Source organism: Neorhizobium tomejilense (genome assembly GCF_964254135.1).
Classification (GTDB): domain Bacteria; phylum Pseudomonadota; class Alphaproteobacteria; order Rhizobiales; family Rhizobiaceae; genus Neorhizobium; species Neorhizobium tomejilense.
The window spans coordinates 2,860,624-2,879,442 of record NZ_CAXUSO020000001.1 but is presented as its reverse complement, the minus strand read 5'-3'; the positions used below and the strand labels follow the sequence as shown (position 1 = coordinate 2,879,442).

11 protein-coding genes are annotated in these 18,819 nt (G+C 63.6%); 1 reads left to right on the top strand and 10 read right to left on the bottom strand.

Annotated features, from left to right (window positions below; all coding sequences use genetic code 11):
- The 10 genes from glgB to ACSQ3G_RS14615 form a co-directional block, all read right to left on the bottom strand.
- Window positions 1-2,211, bottom strand: a complete 2,211-nt coding sequence (gene glgB / locus ACSQ3G_RS14660; protein ID WP_436110548.1) for a 1,4-alpha-glucan branching protein GlgB — start codon at window positions 2,209-2,211, stop codon at window positions 1-3.
- Complete coding sequence (locus ACSQ3G_RS14655) at window positions 2,211-4,673, bottom strand: glycogen/starch/alpha-glucan phosphorylase (protein WP_046634656.1); 2,463 nt, start codon at window positions 4,671-4,673, stop codon at window positions 2,211-2,213. Before ACSQ3G_RS14655 ends, glgB begins: the two co-directional genes overlap by 1 nt.
- Before the next feature lie 200 nt (window positions 4,674-4,873).
- Window positions 4,874-6,172, bottom strand: a complete 1,299-nt coding sequence (locus ACSQ3G_RS14650) for a TadE/TadG family type IV pilus assembly protein (protein WP_172724271.1) — start codon at window positions 6,170-6,172, stop codon at window positions 4,874-4,876.
- Between the two features lie 128 nt (window positions 6,173-6,300).
- Window positions 6,301-7,182 carry a transglutaminase family protein gene (locus tag ACSQ3G_RS14645; RefSeq protein WP_105421803.1) on the bottom strand — a complete coding sequence of 294 codons (882 nt, stop codon included), beginning with the start codon at window positions 7,180-7,182 and terminating at the stop codon, window positions 6,301-6,303.
- Entirely contained in the window at window positions 7,182-9,593 is a 2,412-nt protein-coding gene (locus tag ACSQ3G_RS14640) for a circularly permuted type 2 ATP-grasp protein (RefSeq protein ID WP_436110547.1), read from the bottom strand. Before ACSQ3G_RS14640 ends, ACSQ3G_RS14645 begins: the two co-directional genes overlap by 1 nt.
- Window positions 9,594-9,601: 8 nt before the next feature.
- Window positions 9,602-12,940: a transglutaminase family protein gene (locus tag ACSQ3G_RS14635; RefSeq protein WP_436110546.1), complete on the bottom strand. Its 3,339-nt coding sequence runs from the start codon at window positions 12,938-12,940 to the stop codon at window positions 9,602-9,604.
- Window positions 12,941-13,068: 128 nt separating this feature from the next.
- On the bottom strand, window positions 13,069-14,223 hold the full coding sequence (locus tag ACSQ3G_RS14630; RefSeq protein WP_436110545.1) for an ABC transporter permease: 1,155 nt from the start codon (window positions 14,221-14,223) through the stop codon (window positions 13,069-13,071).
- Window positions 14,220-15,173 carry an ABC transporter ATP-binding protein gene (locus tag ACSQ3G_RS14625; RefSeq protein WP_436110544.1) on the bottom strand — a complete coding sequence of 318 codons (954 nt, stop codon included), beginning with the start codon at window positions 15,171-15,173 and terminating at the stop codon, window positions 14,220-14,222. The genes ACSQ3G_RS14630 and ACSQ3G_RS14625 overlap by 4 nt, the downstream gene beginning before the upstream one ends.
- Window positions 15,170-16,135, bottom strand: coding sequence for an HlyD family secretion protein (locus ACSQ3G_RS14620; protein ID WP_436110543.1), 966 nt, complete (start codon window positions 16,133-16,135; stop codon window positions 15,170-15,172). Before ACSQ3G_RS14620 ends, ACSQ3G_RS14625 begins: the two co-directional genes overlap by 4 nt.
- Window positions 16,132-16,752, bottom strand: a complete 621-nt coding sequence (locus ACSQ3G_RS14615) for a TetR/AcrR family transcriptional regulator (RefSeq protein WP_436110542.1) — start codon at window positions 16,750-16,752, stop codon at window positions 16,132-16,134. The genes ACSQ3G_RS14620 and ACSQ3G_RS14615 overlap by 4 nt, the downstream gene beginning before the upstream one ends.
- 287 nt (window positions 16,753-17,039) lie before the next feature.
- Here ACSQ3G_RS14615 and ACSQ3G_RS14610 point away from each other — a divergent pair, with 287 nt between their 5' ends.
- Complete coding sequence (locus ACSQ3G_RS14610) at window positions 17,040-18,818, top strand: ABC transporter ATP-binding protein/permease (protein ID WP_436110541.1); 1,779 nt, start codon at window positions 17,040-17,042, stop codon at window positions 18,816-18,818.
- The last annotated feature ends 1 nt before the right edge of the window (window position 18,819 follow it).

The following is an 18,819-nucleotide window of genomic DNA, read 5'->3' as shown; positions in this document are numbered from 1 at the left end:
TTATGCTTGTTCCAGTTCGAGCATGATCGTCGCCAGCGGCGGCAGTGTGACTTCGGCCTGAACGGTTCCTCCCGCGTTCACAGCCTGCACGCGACCGCCATTGCCTTTGCCGCTGCCGCCGTAGATCTCGGCGTCGGTATTCAAGATTTCCCGCCATCTGCCTTCGATTGGCAAGGGGATGCGGAAATTTTCACGGTAGACGGGCGTAAAATTGCTGATCACCGCCACCGGCTTTTCTCCCGGCGACATGCGCAGCCAGGCATAAACGGAATTTTCCGCGTCGTCGGCGATCAGCCACTGGAAACCTTCGCCCTCGCAGTCGCGGGCATGCAGCGCCGGTTTGGAGCGGTAACAGAAGTTGAGATCGCGGACCAAGCGGCGCATGCCCTCGTGCGGATGGTATTGGAGCAGGTTCCAGTCGAGCGAGCGGGTTTCGCTCCATTCGCTCCACTGGGCAAATTCCTGGCCCATGAACAGCAGCTTCTTGCCGGGATAACCCCACATGAAACCGTAATAGGCCCGCAGGTTCGCGAATTTCTGCCAGTCGTCACCGGCCATCTTGGCGATCAGCGAGCCTTTGCCGTGCACCACTTCGTCGTGGGACAGCGGCAGGACGAAGTTTTCGGAATAGGCGTAGATGAGACCGAAGGTGAGTTCGTTGTGGTGGTGTTTACGGTGGATCGGTTCGCGCTGCATGTAGCTCAGCGTGTCGTGCATCCAACCCATGTTCCACTTGAAGCCGAAGCCGAGGCCCCCCTCGTGGACGGGATGCGAGACCTTTGGCCAAGAGGTCGATTCCTCGGCGATCGTCATCACGCCCGGATGGGCGTTGTAGGAAAGCGAGTTCATCTTCTGCAGGAAGCGCACCGCCTCGAGGTTCTCGCGCCCGCCATATTCGTTCGGCACCCATTCGCCCTCTTTGCGCGAATAGTCGAGATAGAGCATGGAGGCGACGGCATCGACGCGCAGGCCATCGAGATGGAATTTCTCCGACCAGTAGAGGGCGTTGTTGACGAGGTAGGAAAGCACTTCCAGCCGGCCGAAATTGTAGATCGCGGTGTTCCAGTCCGGGTGGAAACCCTGGCGCGGATCGGCATGTTCGTAGAGTGCCGTACCGTCGAAGAAACGCAGGCCGTGGGCATCGGTCGGGAAATGCGCCGGTACCCAATCGAGGATGACGCCGATGCCGACCTTGTGGCAGCCGTTGACGAAACGCGCGAACCCTTCCGGCTCGCCGAAGCGGGCCGTCGGGGCGAAAAGCCCGGTCGTCTGGTACCCCCAGGACGGATCGAAGGGATGTTCGGTGATCGGCAGGAATTCGATATGGGTGAAGCCCATGTCGGTGCAATAGGGGATCAGTTCCGAGGCGAGCTCGTCCCAGGAGAGGAAGGAGCCGTCCGGTTTTTTGCGCCAGGAGCCCGCATGCACCTCGTAGATCGAGATCGGCTGGCGGCGGTGGTCTGCATTTTCCCAGAATTCCCGGTGGGCGGCATCGTCCCATGCCTGCGAGAGTTCCGGTGCGGTGACCGAGGCGGTGTCCGGGCGGAGCTCCGCCCGCCGGGCATAAGGATCGGCTTTCAGAGGCAGGACGGTGCCGTTCTTGCCGACGATTTCGAACTTGTAGGCGGCGCCCGGCCTGATGTCGGGGGCGAAGATTTCCCAGATGCCGGTATCCACCCGCAGCCGCATGACGTGCCGCCGGCCATCCCAGCCGTTGAAATCGCCGACGACGGAAACGCGCTTTGCATTTGGCGCCCAGACGGCGAAGTGGAAACCTTCGACGCCCTCGTGTTTCAGGGCATGGGCGCCCATCTTGTCGAACAGGCGCAGATGGGAGCCCTCGCGGACGAAATAGTCGTCCATCGGGCCGAGCACCGGGCCGAACGTATAGGGATCGGTGACCGCCCATTCGTCATCGCCGCGGCGGGCGCGGTAGCGGATGGGCTGCAGGTGGGTGGCGTTGACGAGGCCTTCGAAATATCCGGCATCGTGGCGGCGCGTCAGTTCGCCGAGTTCGGTGCCGCCGAGCGACAGTGCGGTGACGGCCTCGGCACCCGGAACGAAGCAACGGACCCTGAACGCGTCCCCGAGCTTGTGGAGCCCGAGGACGGCAAAAGGATTGGTATGCCTGCCTTCCAAAATCGCCTCGATCTCGGATAACGGAATCTCCCCAGGGACTCTCCCGTCATCGACGCGCGGCGATTTTTTCATCAGGCTCTCCAGATTTCAGACGCATACTGACGAATAGTTCTGTCCGAGGAGAACCATCCCATCCGGGCGGTATTGCGAATTGTCTTCGAATACCAGGATTTAGGGTCGGACCAGATTTGGTCAACGTTACGCTGGGCGTCCGCGTAGGCATCGAAATCGGCGGCGACCATGAACCAGTCGTGATTGTAGATGCCGTCGGTGAGGGTCGTGAAGCGGGAACGGTCGTCCGGCGAGAAAACGCCCGTGGCGATGGCGTTGAGCGCCTGTGCAAGTTCCCGTGACTTCTCGATGATGGCGCGAGGCTGGTAGGTCTCGGAACGGACCTTGGCGACCTCGTCGGCAGTCATGCCGAAGATGACGATATTCTCCTCGCCGACATGGTCGCGCATCTCGACGTTCGCGCCGTCGAGCGTGCCGATGGTCAGCGCGCCGTTCAGCGCGAACTTCATGTTGCCGGTGCCGGAGGCTTCCATGCCGGCGGTCGAGATCTGCTCGGAGAGATCGGCGGCCGGAACGATGATCTCGGCGAGCGAGACGTTGTAGTTCGGCACGAATACGACCTTGAGCAGGCCGCGGACGGCAGGATCGTTGTTGATGACACGCGCCACGTCATTGGCGAGCTTGATGATCAGCTTGGCGTTGTGATAGCTCGGCGCCGCCTTGCCCGCGAACAGTTTTACGCGCGGCACCCAGTCCATTTCGGGATGCGAGCGGATCTGGTCGTAGAGGGCGACCGCCTCGATGATGTTGAGCAGCTGGCGCTTGTATTCGTGGATGCGCTTGATCTGGATGTCGAACATCGCCGACGGATCGATGCGGATGCCCATGCGGCTGCCGACGAGGTTGGCGAGCTGCACCTTGTTGGCCCGCTTCACGGCGGCGAACTTCTCCTGGAAGGAGCTGTCGTCGGCATGGGCGTTGAGCCCCTGCAAGGCGTCCGTATTGTCGAGGAACTCGTCGCCGATCGCTTCCTGGATCAGTGAGGTGAGACCCTGGTTGCATTGCATCAGCCAGCGGCGCGGGGTGATGCCGTTGGTCTTGTTGTTGATGCGGGCCGGATACATCGTGTGCAGGTCGGCGAAGACCGTGACCTTCATCAGGTCCGTGTGCAGGGCCGAGACGCCATTGACCGAATGGGAGCCGACAAAGGCAAGGTTGCCCATGCGGACGCGACGGTCGCCGCTTTCGTCGATCAGCGAGATTGAGCGGATCTGGGTGTCGGAGAAGCTCTTCTGCTTGCGCGCCTCGATCAGGATCAGGGCGTTGATCGCATAGACGATCTGCATGTGGCGCGGCAGGAGGCGTTCGAACAGCGGTACGGGCCAGGTTTCCAGCGCTTCCGGCAGCAGCGTGTGGTTGGTGTAGGAGAACGTCTGGCGGGTGACCGACCAGGCCTGCTCGAAATCCATGCCGTGGATGTCGGTCAGGAGGCGCATCAGTTCGGCGATCGATACGGCCGGGTGGGTGTCGTTGAGCTGGATCGCGACCTTTTCGTGCAGGTTTGTGAAATCCGGATATTGCTGCAGATGGCGGCGCAGGATGTCCTGAAGCGAGGCCGACGAGAAGAAGAATTCCTGGCGCAGGCGCAGTTCCTGCCCGGCCGGGTTGGCGTCGGCCGGATAAAGGACGCGGGTCAGGCTTTCGGCCTTGTTGCTTTCGCGCAGGGCGCCGATGTGGTCGCCGGCGTTGAAGGCGTCCAATAGAATCGGGTCGATCGGCTGGGCCGACCAGAGGCGCAGCGTGTTGACGCGTTTTCCGCGCCAGCCGACTGCCGGCGTGTCGTAGGCCATGGCGATGACGCGTTCGGCCGGCTTCCAGACGTAGCGCGGCGTCTCGTCGTACCCGCCGACTGTCTCGACCGTGCCGCCGTAACCGATTTCGTAGGAGCTCTCGCGGCGTTCGAATTCCCAGGGGTTGCCGTGGGCAAGCCAGCTTTCCGGAAGCTCGACCTGCCAGCCGTCGGCCATCTGCTGGCGGAACAGGCCGTGGACGTAGCGGATGCCGTAACCGTAGGCCGGGATGTCGACGGTCGCCATGCTCTCCATGAAACAGGCAGCAAGCCGGCCGAGACCGCCATTGCCGAGTGCGGCATCGGGTTCCAGAACCGCAATCACGTCGATATCCACGCCGAGCGAAGACAGCGCGTCGCGGATTTCCTGCATCAGCCCCATGTTGCTGACGGCATCGCGCATCAGGCGGCCGATCAGGAATTCGAGCGACAGGTAATAGACGCGCTTGCCGCCGGTTCGATAGACCTTGCGGGTGGATTCCATCCATGTGTCGATGATGCGGTCGCGCACCACCAGGATGGTGGCGGTCAGCCAGTCGTGCGGCTTCGCCACCTTCGCGTCCTTGCCGATACGGTAGGTCAGGCGCTCGATGATCTCTTCCGCCATGATTTCGGGACGGGAGCTGCGGGGGGCCGGCTGAGGAATTTCGACCGGAGAAGACGTGTTGTTCATATGTCGCCAACTTTCTGGGGGAGCGGGAGGAAGGGCGTCCGATTCAGTCCATCTGGCAAGATGTATAAGGACAGTTTATGCACCGTTATGACACTGCGCAATGACCGATTTATCTTTGCGTGTATCGCTTGGACAAGGGCAACGAAAAACGCCCCGCCGGTGAGGGCAGGGCGTTTTTGCGGCCTTTGTGGAAGGCAGGTTCAGTTGGTCAGGCGAGTGCCGGTCTGGGCAGCCTTGCGGGCGATTTCGCCGAAGGTTTGCACCAGCGTCGTCATGTTGGTCGGCTCGTAATAATAGCCGGGGCCGCTGGAGCAGTAGTTCAGCAGGCTCTTGCCCTTGTCCGGCGCCATGAAGGCGATCGTGTAGATCCTGATGCCCTTTCCCATCTCCTCTTCCGTGAGCTGCTTCCCTTCCTTCAGCTTCTGCTTTAATAAATCCGTCAGGCCATCGCCTTTCGCATTCAAGCAGAGGTCGCGGACTTTGGTGTCGATCGTCGAGTTCCAGGTCCCGCTGTAGCCGGTCATCTCGCCGTCGGTCATGAGCACGATGAAACGTTCGAAATTCGTGTTGCCAACGGCGTCATGAGCGGCCTTCTCGGTGACGTTCGCCTTTTTCAACGCAGCATAGGCATTGGCCATGGCGCCGCTGGCATCGGTGCCGCCCTCGGGAACATCCGGCAGGTCGTTGACGTAGTCGATGACATTATCCATGCCCCAGGCCATTCTTTCTTCCGCCTTGGTCTCATGGGTGTAGGAATCGGCACCGATACGGATCAATTTCTTGGTCGGATCGGCTGTTTCCAGCTCCTTAAACATCACCCCTGCGGCAGCCTTGAGAGACTCCATTTTTGTCAGATAGTTGGGGACATCCATGTAGCAGGTCTGATTGTTATGCCTGCCGCACTTATAGGACTTCTGTTCGGTCGGCTGGGCGGAATTGATGGTCGTCGTGTCCCAGGCCATCGAGCCGGATTCATCGAGCGCCAGGTACATGGAGAGGGCGTTGCCTTCGCGGCCGCTCGCGGCGACGCTTTCGACGCTGACGCGCACGGTCGGGAAACCGAGGAACGAGGTCAGGCCGCTGAGCGGCACGTCGTAGCTCGACTTCATGCGGACCTCGTAGCTGCCAGCCGTCGTGGAGCTGCCGGAGGAGGTTGCCAATGTCTGGGTGTTCGCTCTGAGCTTGGCCTCTTCCGCAGCCAGCGCCTCAGCGGAAAGACCGGAATTCTTGAGCTCCTCCATCTTCTGCGAGATGTACATATCGGTGCCAAGCTTCTGGGCTTCCGCGGTCGTCATGGTGCCCTTGGCGGCCATGGCGGACGCCGCAGCGAGAGTGGCGCTGTCTGCCAGCGCCTGGAGCTGGTTCTTTTGATCCATCGCCTCTGTCAGGTCGACCGCGACGCCGCCGACCGCCAGCAGGACGGGAAGCAGCGCAGCCGTCATGATACCGAAATTACCGGAGCGGTCCTTTGCCAGCCGCGCAAAAAATGTGTGCTTCATCATAGCCCCCAGATCCGTTCAATTCATTTGAACATCCCTGGTGTATTCCCGGCGGGTATAGGAAGGCCTAAACCATTCGTTGCAATTTTACGGAATGTTAAGAATCAGCGCCAAAACGGGGCGGGATTTCAGGATTTCAGCGGAATGACGTCCACCGCCTGCACGGCGTTCTGATTTCCGTAACCCTTGAGCATGCCGATGACCGGGGCGACGTCGGAATAGTCGCGGCCGTATCCGACGACGATATGGTCGCTGCCGGCGGGAATGTTGTTGGTCGGATCGAGTTCGACATACCCCATGGTCTCGCCGCACCAGACCCGCACCCAGGCATGCATGGCGTCGGCGCCTTCGAGGCGCTCCTTGCCCGGTGGCGGGATGGTGCGCAGAAAGCCGCTGACATAACCGGCCGGAATGCCGAGGCTGCGGAGCGCCACGATCATGATATGGGTGAAATCCTGGCAGACGCCGCGTTTCAGCCGAAAAGCCTCCTTCGGGGTCGTATCGACCTCGGTCGCCTTGGCGTCGTAAGTGAAGTCCTTGTGAATACGGGCGCAGATGCCAAGCGCGATCTCCAGCACGGTCTGGCCTGGCTTGACGATCTCGCGGGCATAGGCGGCGATCAGCGGCTCTTCGGCAAGGCGCGGGCTTGCACCGGTCAGGTGATGCGGGGAGGCGGCATCGACCGACCAGAAATCCGCCAGTTCGTCGGCGAGCGTCGCCAGTTCCGGCGACAGGTCCGCCGTCATCGAGGTGGTTTCCACCATGACGCGGGCCTGCATGCGGATGTCGAGCTTTTCGTGCGGCGCACGCAGCAGCACGGATGTCGCCTGCTGGCCGAAGAAATCGATGAAGGTGGTCCGCTCATCGGCATGCGGGCCGACGGTGATCGAGCCGGCGATCAGCCGCTGCCGGTCGGGCAGGGACAGCGGCAGGAGGCGGATCACATGGCGGGCGCCCGAGGCCGGCACGTCGTAGGTGTAACCCATGTGGAGGGAGAGGTCGTAAAGCATCAGCTGAAATAAGTCTGGCCGAGGATATCGGACAGCTTCTCCATCTCCAGTTCGATCTTCTGGTAGGTATCGTCGTTCATGCCCTCCGGGGTCATCACCGCAAGGCCCGAATGCAACCGCATCGCCTCGCGGTAGAAGGGCGACATCTGGCCGTTGACGAAGGCGTTCGGCAATTGCTCCACCTCGGTGCGGATTTCGTTCAGCTGGAACAGGATCGAGCGCGGGTTCAGGGGATCGAGCGCCAGGAGGTCAGCGACCGTCAACCTTGCCGTGGCGACGTTGTAACGGCGGCGGTGGGTCATGACGCTGTCGCCGATCTCGAGCAGCATGTCGAGCGAGCCATCCGGCGCGTCGGGGCCGGACATGTGGCCGAGCAGCCGGGTCATGTGCATGCCGCGCTCCAGGTGGCGGCCGATCGACAGGAAACGCCAGCCGGTGAAACGGTACATGTTTTCATGCACCAGACCAGCAAAACCCGCGAGCTTGCGCAGGAGCACGGTCATTGCATGCGAGGCGTCGTCGCCCGCATGCACGGTGTCGTGGAAGCGGCGGGCGGTCTTGGCAAGGTCGGTCAGCGCCAGCCAGCCGTCCGGCGAGAAACGGTCGCGAATGTTGCTCGCCGAATAGATGGCGCTGTCGATGTTGCGCAGAAGCGATGCCGGCACCGCCTTGGTCATCTCAACATCGATACCCTTCAGGTAGCGGGTGACATCGGCCAGAAGCGGTGCTTTCGGATCGGCAGACTCCGCATACCGCAGGTGCCAGGCGCGCAGGATGCGCAGGGCGCCTTCGGCCCGCTCGATATACCGGCCGAGCCAGTAGAGATTGTCGGCCGCGCGGCTCGGCAGGCTGCCGGGCATGTTGCGGGTGAAACTTTCCTCGGGCGGCAGGAGCGTCGCCTTCGCGACCGGCTTGTCGCTGACGATCCAGACGTCGGCAGCGGCCCCGCCCGACTGCATGGCGATCGCCGCCACGTCGTCGCCGGCGCCGATGCGGGCAAAGCCGCCCGGCATGATCTGCCAGCCGTGTTCGGTGCGGGCGGCAAAGACGCGCAGCGACATCGGCCGCGGCGTGAGCTTGCCGTTGACGTAGGCGGGCGTGGTCGAAAGCGTCACGACCTCCTGACCGACCAGCTTGGCGCCCTCTGTCGCGAGCCAGTCGCCGACCGTGTCCCTTGCCGTCTTGCGCAGCGACGAGCCGAGCACCGATTGGCCGTTGTCGTCGAAGAAGGGCAGCCGCGAATAGGCCGGCCCGATGACCATGCGCTCGATGTTCTTGGCGACGTGCTCGCGTTCCTTTTTCTGCCCGCACCACCAGGTGGCGATCGAGGGCATGATCAGGTCCTCGCCGATCAGCCGCCGACAGACGGTCGGGGCGAATGCCAGCAGCGCGCGGGTCTCGAGAATGCCGGAGCCGAGCGCATTGACGAAGGTGAGCGCGCCGGAGCGCAGCGCCTGTACCATGCCGGGGGTGCCGATATGGGAGTGCTGGTTGAGCTCGAGCGGATCGGCATAAGCCGCGTCGAGGCGGCGCCAGAGTACGCCCACGGGCTTCAGGCCAGCCACGGTGCGGACCATGACGCGGTCGTTGACGACGGTCAGGTCTTCGCCTTCGAGAAGCATGAAGCCGAGATAGCGGGCGATATAGGCGTGCTCGAAATAGGTCTCGTTGGCGGGACCTGGCGACAGGACCGCGATGCGGTCCTCCGGGTTCTGCTTGTGAGATTGCAGCGCATCGCGGAAGGCGCCGAAGAACGAGGCGAGGCGGTGGACATGCGATTCGGCATAGATGTCTGAAAAGGCGCGGGTGGTGGCGACGCGGTTTTCCAGCGCGAAACCGGCGCCGGACGGCGCCTGGGTGCGGTCGGCAAGCACCCACCAGTTACCGTCCGGTCCGCGGCCGATCTCGAACGAGCAGAAATGCAGGTAGTGGCCGCCGACCGGCTTGACGCCCACCAGCGGGCGGAGGAACTCGGCGTTTCCGGCAATCAGCGCCGGCGGCAGGAAACCCTCCTGCACCAGCTTGTTGTCGCCGTAGATATCGGCAATCAGCGCTTCGAGGAGATCGGCGCGCTGGGTCAGGCCCTTGCAGACTGTCTCCCATTCCTTGCCGTCGATGAGGACCGGCACGTGGCTGATCGGCCAGTTGCGCTCGCCGCTGCCCTGGGCGCCGTAAGTGCGGTAAAAGACGCCCGCATCCCGCAGGTAACGGTCGGCACGGGCGAAGCGCTCCCGGCGCTCGTGCTCGGTCATGCGGCCGAGATGGGAGAGCAGATTGCGCCAGACCGGCCGGATCTGGCCGTTCGCATCGAGCATCTCGTCGGCAACGCCGGGCAATGCGGCATAACCGAGAAGGGGATCGCCAGCGATCCCCCCTTTTGCCTTGCGTTCGGTTGCCGGTGCCTTGGACATCGGGCGTTTCAGACTCCTTGCGGCCGGCGCAGATCGAGCGTCAGCGGAAATTCAGGCGAGGGCGTTTCGGCCAGAAGCGTATAGCCGCCCGCCGTATGCCCCCACGGCTCGAACCGGGCGAGGCGGCGTGCTTCCGCCTCGTTGCCGTTGACCGGGAAGGTGTCATAACTACGCCCGCCCGGATGGGCAACGTGATAGATGCAGCCGCCGATCGAACGGCCGGACCATGTATCATATATGTCGAATGTGAGCGGCGTATTAACCGGCAGGACAGGGTGCAGGCCGGCGGACGGCTGCCACGCCTTGAAACGGACGCCGGCGACCGAGACGCCGGAGGTGCCGGTGCCTTTCAGCGGTACGGCGCGGCCGTTGCAGGCGACGGTGTAGCGCGACGGATTGGTGGTTTCGAGCCGGACCTGGAGGCGTTCCACCGACGAATCGACATAACGCACGGTGCCGCCGATCGCCCCCTGCTCGCCCATCACATGCCAGGGTTCGAGCGCCTGGCGGAGTTCCAGTTTCGAGCCCTCGTATTCGACCTCGCCGAAGAAGGGGAAGCGGAATTCGAGCTGGGCCTCGAACCATTCGGGGCGGAGGTGGAAGCCGTTTTCGCGAAGGTCCTGGAGGACGTCCATGAAGTCGGCCCAGACATAATTGGGCAGCATGAAGCGGTCGGCGAGCGCGGTTCCCCAGCGCACGAACCGGCCCTGAAGCGGGTTTTTCCAGAAGCGGGCGATCAGCGCCCGGACCAGCAATTGCTGGGCAAGCGACATGCGCGCGTTCGGCGGCATCTCGAAACCGCGGAACTCGACGAGGCCCAGGCGACCGGTCGGGCCGTCCGGCGAGAACAGCTTGTCGATGCAGATTTCCGAACGGTGGGTGTTGCCGGTGACGTCGGTCAGAAGGTTGCGGAACAGGCGGTCGACCAGCCACGGCAGCGGGGCTGCACCCTGGCCGGGCGCAGGTACCTGGGCAAGCGCGATTTCCAGCTCGTACATCGAATCGTGGCGAGCCTCGTCGATGCGCGGCGCCTGGGAGGTCGGGCCGATGAACAGGCCGGAGAACAGATAAGAGAGCGAGGGGTGGCGCTGCCAATGGAGCACCAGGCTCTTCAACAGGTCGGGTCGGCGCAGGAACGGGCTGTCGTTCGGATTGGCGCCGCCGACCACGACATGGTTGCCGCCGCCGGTGCCGGTATGGCGGCCGTCGATCATGAACTTGTCGGCGCCGAGACGGCTCTGGCGGGCTTCCTCGTAGATCGCGGCGGTGGTCGCCACCGTCTCCTTCCAGCTCGCGGCCGGATGGATGTTGACCTCGATGACGCCCGGATCCGGCGCGACGCGGATGACGTTGATGCGCTCATCATGCGGCGGGGCATAACCTTCGATATGTATGGGAAGACCGATTGCGGTCGCAGCGTTCTCGGCAGCGGCGATCAGTTCGAGATAATCCTCGATCTTTTCGACCGGCGGCATGAAGACGCAAAGCCTTCCGTCGCGCGGCTCGACGGAGATCGCGGTACGCACCGCACCGCCGATCTCGCCGAGGGTCTGTTCGACGCGACCGGGATTGGCGGCGTCGCCGGCCTTGAAGGAGGATTCCGGCATGGCGCGGCCGGCCGGGACGATCGCCTCTGGCAGCGGCTGGCGCGGTATCGAGGGGTCGGCCTCATGGATATAGGGAAACTGCGACGGCGGCACATAGGGCAGGGTGCCCAATGGCAGGCGGTAACCGACCGGGCTGTCGCCGGGCACGAGGAAGATCTTGCCGCGGCGGGTGCTCCATTTCTCGCTGACCCAGCGCTTTCCGCCGGAGCTTCCCCTGGCTTGGGCATTCCAGGCCTGGACGGGCAGAACATAACCGCTCGGCCGCGTCAGGCCGCGTTCGAAAACCCGGGCGATGCGGTTGCGTTCTTCCGGATCCTTGAGCTTCGAATTGGAGGGGTCGACGTTTTCCGGCAGGCTGCCTTCGCGGATGATCCACTCTGCAGGGTCTTCATAGGCCGGGACGACCATGTCGGGCGCGATGGCGAGTTCGGTGGCGAGCGCCGTCAGGAGTTTCTCCGCATCGTCGTCGCCGACGCCGTAGCTCTGGCCTTCCTCCGCCACCAAGTCGGGATTGCTCCAGATCGGCCGTCCGTCCTTGCGCCAGTAGAGCGAGAAGGTCCAGCGCGGCAAGGTCTCGCCGGGATACCACTTGCCTTGGCCGTAATGAAGAAAACCGCCGGGCGCGAAACGTTCGCGCAGCTTGCGGATCAGGATATCGGCCTTTTCGCGCTTGGTGGGGCCGACGGCATCGGTGTTCCATTCGCCCGATTCGAAATCGTCGATCGAGACGAAGGTCGGCTCGCCGCCCATGGTCAGGCGCACGTCCTGCGCCTTCAGCACGCGGTCGACCTGGTCGCCGAGCTTGTCGAGCGCCTCCCAGGATTCGTCCGAAAACGGCTTGGTGATGCGCGGATGTTCGGCGACGCGATTGACCTTCATGTCGAAGGCGAAGGAGGTCTCCGCTTCGCCGAAATAACCGCCGGAAATCGGGGCGGCGTTGCGGAAATGCGGGGTCGCGGCAAGCGGGATATGGCTTTCGCCGGTCAGAAGCCCGGAAGTCGGGTCGAGGCCGACCCAGCCGGCGCCGGGGAGGTAGACTTCGCACCAGGCGTGCAGGTCGGTAAAATCGACCTCGGTGCCGGAGGGGCCGTCGAGCGCCTTCAGGTCCGGCGTCAGCTGGATCAGGTAACCGGAGACGAAACGCGCGGCGAGGCCGAGATGGCGGAGGATCTGGACGAGCAGCCAACTGGTGTCACGGCAAGAGCCCATGGCCGAGGTCAGCGTCTGCTCCGGCGTCTGTACGCCCGGCTCCATGCGGATGACGTAGCCGATCGCCTGCTGCAGGCGGGCATTGATGCCGACGATCATGTCGACCGTCGGCTGCTCCGGGGACATGTCGAAGGTTTTCATATAGTCGGCGAGCGCCGGTTCCGGCGGCTCCGGCACCATGTAGATCGACAGGTCCTCGACCAGTTCCGGCGGATAGCTGAACGGCCATTTCATCGCTTCCTCTTCGACGAAGAAGTCGAAGGGATTGTAGACCGTCATGTCGGCGACGAGATCGACCTCGATCTTGAACTCGGTGACCGGGTCCGGAAAAACGAAGCGGGCGAGGTAATTGCCGTAGGGATCCTGCTGCAGGTTCACGAAGTGATTGGAGGGCGTCACCTTCAGCGAATGGCTGAGCACCTTGGTGCGCGAATGGGCAGCCGGTTTGAGGCGGATGATCTGCGGTCCGAGACGGACGGGCTTGTCGTACATGTAGTGGGTAAGGTGGTAGACACTTGCCTTGATCGACATAGTTCCCCTTGCCGGCCGCTTTACCGGGCCGATCGATGATCGTTGCAAGGATTTTGTGCAATGCACGAGAATAAAGCAAGGCGGAATCCAAGCTTATACCGCAGACGCGAGATAACCGGCTTTATTCCTCAATCCAGCGTGCGGCGGAAACGGCGCACCGCGATCAGCATGGCGACGGCCATCAGGGCGGCGAGCGCTGCCGTATCGTAGCCGAGGCCGCCGATATCGGCGCCCTTCAGCATCACCGCCCGGACGATGCGGATATAGTGGGTGAGCGGCAGCGCTTCGCCGATCCACTGCGCCCAATCGGGCATGCCGGCGAAGGGGAACATGAAGCCGGAAAGAAGGATGTTCGGCAGGAAGAACATCATCGCCATCTGCATGGCCTGCAACTGGTTCGCCGCAATCGTCGAGAACGTGTAGCCGATCGACAGGTTGGTGATGACGAAGAGGGCGGTGGCGGCGGTCAGCGACAGGGGGTCCCCGAGGATTGGCACGCGGAAGACGAGGATGCCGACGCCGATGATCACCAGCGCCTGGATGAGGCCGATCAGCACGTAGGGGGCGATCTTGCCGAGCATGATCTCCAGCGGCTTGATCGGCATGGAGAGCAGGTTTTCCATCGTGCCGCGCTCGACCTCGCGGGTGACGGAGAGGGCGGTGAAGATCAGCAGCGTCATCGTCAGGATCGTGCCGAGCAGGCCAGGAACGATGTTCAATGTCGAAGAGCCGGCCGGGTTGTAGCGGCGGTGCTGGACGATCTGGAAGGCGGGTTTCACGGGCTCGGCAAAGGCGACCTGGCGGTCGTTTTCCAGCGCCGTCGAAATGATGCCGGAGAGCGCGCCGAGCGCGGAGCTGGCGGCGACCGGGTCGGTGGCGTCGGCGGCGACCAGCAGAGAGGGAGAATCGCCGCGGCGGAGCGACCGTTCGAAACCTTCGGGGATTTCGACGACGAACAGGGCCTCGCCGGACTGCAGCAGGGCATCCATGTCCTCGGCGCGGGTGACGACCGATTTGACCTCGAAGAAATCGGTGTTTTTCAGCGCGGCGAGGATGGAGCGCCCGACATCGCTGTTTTCGCGCATCAGCACGGCGGTTGGCAGGTTGTGCGGGGTGGTGTTGATGGCAAAGCCGAACAGGAAAAGCTGCATGATCGGCAGCATGACCATGGTCGCGAGCGTGATGCGATCGCGGGTCATCTGGATGAATTCCTTGACCGTCATCGCCCAGAAGCGGCCGAAGGAGCTGCCATTGCCGTTGGTATTGCCGGGCGCCTCGGTCATTTGAAATTATCCTCCGAGCGGCGCATCAGGTCGATGAAGGCATCTTCCAGCGTCGGTTCGCCCTTTTCCCATTTGAGGCCCGGCCTGTCGCGATAGGCAGCGATCGCCTGTTCAAGGGCCGCGGCATCGCGGCCTGCGACATGCAGGCTGGTGCCGAAGGGGGCGATCATGTCGACACCGGGCTGGTTTTCGAGTTCGGATTGCAGACGGTCGGCGCCCGGGCCGGAGACGGTGAAGGTGACGAGGCCGGTGCCGGCGATCACCTCGTCCACCGTGCCTTCGGCCAGAAGTTTCCCGTAGGCGATATAGGCGATCTCGTGGCAGCGCTCGGCCTCGTCCATGTAATGCGTCGAGACGAGCACCGAGAGCCCGTTGGCGGCAAGCGCGTGGATCTCGTTCCAGAAGTCGCGGCGGGCCTTCGGGTCGACGCCGGCGGTCGGTTCGTCGAGGAGGAGAAGCGCCGGCTCCGGCAGGATGCAGGCGCCAAGCGCGAGGCGCTGTTTCCAGCCACCGGACAGTTCTCCGGCCAGTTGCTTCTCGCGGCCCTTGAGTCCGAGGCGTTCTATTGCCGCGCTCGCCTTGCCGCGCGGATCGGCGAGGCCGTAGACGCGGGCGACGAATTCGAGGTTCTCGCGGATCGACAGGTCCTGGTAGAGCGAAAATTTCTGGGTCATGTAGCCGACCCGGCGGCGGATGCGGTCGCTCTCGGTCAGAATATCGAAGCCGAGGCAGGTTCCGTCGCCGCTATCGGGTGTCAGCAGGCCGCAGAGCATGCGGATGGTGGTCGTCTTGCCGGAACCGTTGGGGCCGAGAAAGCCGTGAATGCGGCCTTTCCTCACCGACATGGAGAGGTCGTCGACCACCTTGCGGCCGCCAAAGCTCTTGGTCAGGTGATGGACGTCGATCACGGTTTCCGGAGCGTCGACTTTGTAGGTTTCGGCGGCGGTCATGGGCGTGGCCCAGGCAGGACGTCGACCGGCTGGCCGGGGCGGAGCGCCTTCGGGTCGGTCGGGATGGCCTCGACGCGGTAGACGAGTTTTGCGCGCTCTTCGAGGCTGTAGATTTCCGGCGGCGTGTATTCCGCGTTCCTGGCGATGAAGCTGACCTTTGCATCGGACGGACGGCAGGCGTCGCAGCCGACACGGACCGGCTGGCCGAGCGACAGGCGGGCGATTTCGGTTTCAGGCACGAAAAAGCGGATGCGGACATTTTCGGGCGGCAGGAGGGAGACGATCGGTCGGCCGGCGGGAACGACTTCGCCCGTGCGGTAATAGAGCGTCTCGACGCTGCCGGCGGCGGGAGCCGAAACCGAGCGGCGGGCAAGTGCTGCCTGCGCCGAGGCGAGATCGGCCTTGGCGGCGGCGACGGATTCCTCCGCCTGGCGCAGCGTCTCATCGCGGGCGGGAAGGGCGGCGAGGATGATCTGGCTGCGGACATTCTCAAGGGCGGCGCGGTTGGCGGCCTCGGTGGCGGTCGCGGTGTCGAGATTGGCGCGGGTCGCGGTGCCGCGCTCGACGAGAACCCGGGTGCGGTCGAGATCCTGTTCGGCAAGCTCCAGCCGGGCTGAGGCTTCGCGTTCGGAGGCGCGCAGCACGTCGATCTCCTGAGGGCGTTTCTGGGCGGCTTGCGCCAGATCCAGTTCGGCCCGGGAGCGGGCAAGCGCGGCGCGGGCCGCGGCGACGGCGGCCTCTTCGCTTGAGGAGTCGAGCCTGAAGAGCGGTGCGCCAGCTGCGATCGTCGCACCTTCGGCGATATCGACCTGGGTGAGCCGGCCGGCACTTTCGGCACCGATGAACAGCGTGTCGGCTTCGACCCAGCCCTGATAGGGGCGCGGCGGCTTGTCGGCGAAGAGGAAGGGCAGGGCGGCAAGGGCGGCGCCCGCCAGGATAGCGATGATGAGGATACGTTTCACTTCGCACCTCCTTCCGGCACGAACAGGGTTTCGAGGAAGGCGTCGAACAGATTTTGCGTGTCGAGATGTTCGTAGGCCTCGAACAGCGTCGTCCAGACGATCGACAGCAGCGCCGGAGCGATGACGATCTGCGGCACGTCGGCGATAGCCGGATTGCGCAGCTCGCCGCGGGCGGCCGCGCGTTTCAGGAGGATGCGCAGCACGCCAAGACCCTTGGAGATGATGTCGCGGTGGTAAAATTCGGTGACGGAAGGAAACATCGGACCTTCCGCGAGGATCAGCCGCAGGAGATGGCGGCGGTCGGTCTCCAGAACCTCGCGCTTGAAGAGGGTATAGAACATCGAGATGGCGAAACGGGGCGGGATCGCCTCGTTGGTTACCAGCCCTTCGATCTGACCCAGGATCGGCGTGGCGATGCCGGAGACGAGTTCGGTGAACAGCGCCTCCTTGTCCGGAAAATGCAGGTAGACGGTGCCCTTGGCGATGCCGGCGCGGGCCGCGACATCCTCCATGCGGGTGGCGGCGAACCCGCGCTCGGAAAAGCAGGCGAAGGCTGCGGCCAGGATTTCGGCCCGGCGCTGCTGCGGATCGCGTTTCTCTCTTTTCCTCTCGGCCACCGTGCGTCTCCAATTATGACTGACTGGTCGGTCATTAACATTCGGCTGCGAAATTTGCAAGCGGTTTTGGGAAAAGTGAGAAGAGGAGGTGGCGCGTGACGAACATTGCCGGGCGGTTTTTCGGTGGGGTTTGGCGGCGCGGACGTTCCGGATGAACCTCACGAAGACGTTGGATGCATCCGGCTGGTTCGACCCCCATATAAACCAAACGGTACCCTTGAAGCTGCATAAGCCGCAAACGCGTGCTAAGTTAAGGGTGACGAGGGTGATTGTAGGAGTCGCAGTAGATGTCGCAGAATTCCGAAGGTGTAGTGCCGGCCTTCGAACTTTCCCTGGGTGGTCAGCTCCGCATGATGGGCAAGGCATTCTGGGATGCGCCGGTGCGCAATCGCGTCGTTGTGCTGACTGCGGCATTGCTCGTCGTCATCTTCGCAACGACCTATGCGACTTACCGGCTGAACGAGTGGAACGGGCCGTTCTACGACGCGCTGGAACGGCGCGACATGCCGGAATTTCTGAACCAGCTTGTCGTGTTTGGCATTATCGCCTTTTCGCTGACGCTCTTGAACGTCATCCAACAGTGGCTGAACCAGATCACCGCCCTGCGGATGCGCGAGGGGTTGGCACGCGACCTCGCCGATGTCTGGCTGAAGCCTGGCCGGGCCCTCAAGCTCACCGGGGCCGGCGCGATCGCCAGCAACCCCGACCAGCGGCTGCACGAGGACACGCGCATCCTGGCGGAAAACACCACGGCGCTGGCGATCGGGCTCGTCAACTCGACGATCCTGCTCGCAAGCTTCATCGGCGTGCTCTGGGCGATTTCGTCGGATTTCGTCTTCCATTTCGGCGGCCGCACCATTTCGATCCCCGGCTACATGGTTTGGACGACCATCCTCTATGCGCTGCTGGGCTCTGTGCTCAGTAACGTGGTCGGCAACCTGCTGCCGCGGCTGAACGCCGAGCGTTATGCCCGGGAAGCGGACCTGCGCGCAGCCCTGGTGCGCGCCAACGAGAACCTGAAGCCAATCGCGCTGGCGCGCGGCGAGGCGAACGAGCTCACCCGTGTGCATTTCGCGATCGACGGGGTGCTGGGCATGCTGCGAAAGCTCGCTTGGGCGCTCGCCAATCTCACCTGGGTGTCGGCGGGGTTCGGCTGGCTGGCGCTGGTGGCTCCGATCATCATCGCCTCGCCGATGTATTTTTCGGGCGAGCTTTCCTTCGGCGGGCTGATGATGGCGGTCGGCGCCTTCAACCAGGTCAACCAGGCGCTTCGCTGGTATGTGGTCAATTTCGGCGTCATCGCCGACTGGCGGGCGACGCTGAACCGCGTCTCTTCCTTCCGCCACGCATTGCTGACCATGGATAGTCTGGCCAAGGAGAGCGAGGTGATCGCCTATCGCGAAGCGCCGGCCGGCGAGGGCATCAGCCTTTGCGGCGTCATGGTCTACGGCGCGCCAGAGCAGGGCGCGGCCGGACACGGGGTGCGCGTGGTTGAGGGCGATTGCGGCATCAAGCCGGGCGAGAAGGTGATGATCAACGGCGACCCGGGCGCCGACCGGCATCTGTTCTTCCAGGCGCTGGCCGGCATCTGGCCCTGGGGCCGCGGCGAGATCGGTCTGCCGCCGGTGGACAGCATGATCCTGATGCCGCAGGACGGATACCTGCCGACGGCGACGCTGCGCGAGGTGATGACCTCTCCCGCTGGGCTGAACGGTGCCGATGACAAGGCGCTGACACAAGCCCTCGAAAAGGTCGGGCTCGGTCGCCTCGTGGGCAGGCTGGACGAGGTGGAGCGCTGGGACCGGCTGCTCGACAAGGACGAGGAGGCAGCGCTCGCGATCGCCAACGCGATGCTGCGCAAGCCGGACTGGCTGATCATGGACGACGTGCTGGAAGGCCTGGAGCCGGAAACCCAGGAGCGGCTGCTGAACGTGCTCAGCCGTCTCGACGGCGTGACGCTCATCTATATCGGCCGTTCGGAAGAGTTCCGGGCCAAATTCTCGCCGCGCCTCTTCCACCTCTCGCCGCTTCACGCGCATGCGAAGAAGAAGAAGGAAGATGCGTGAA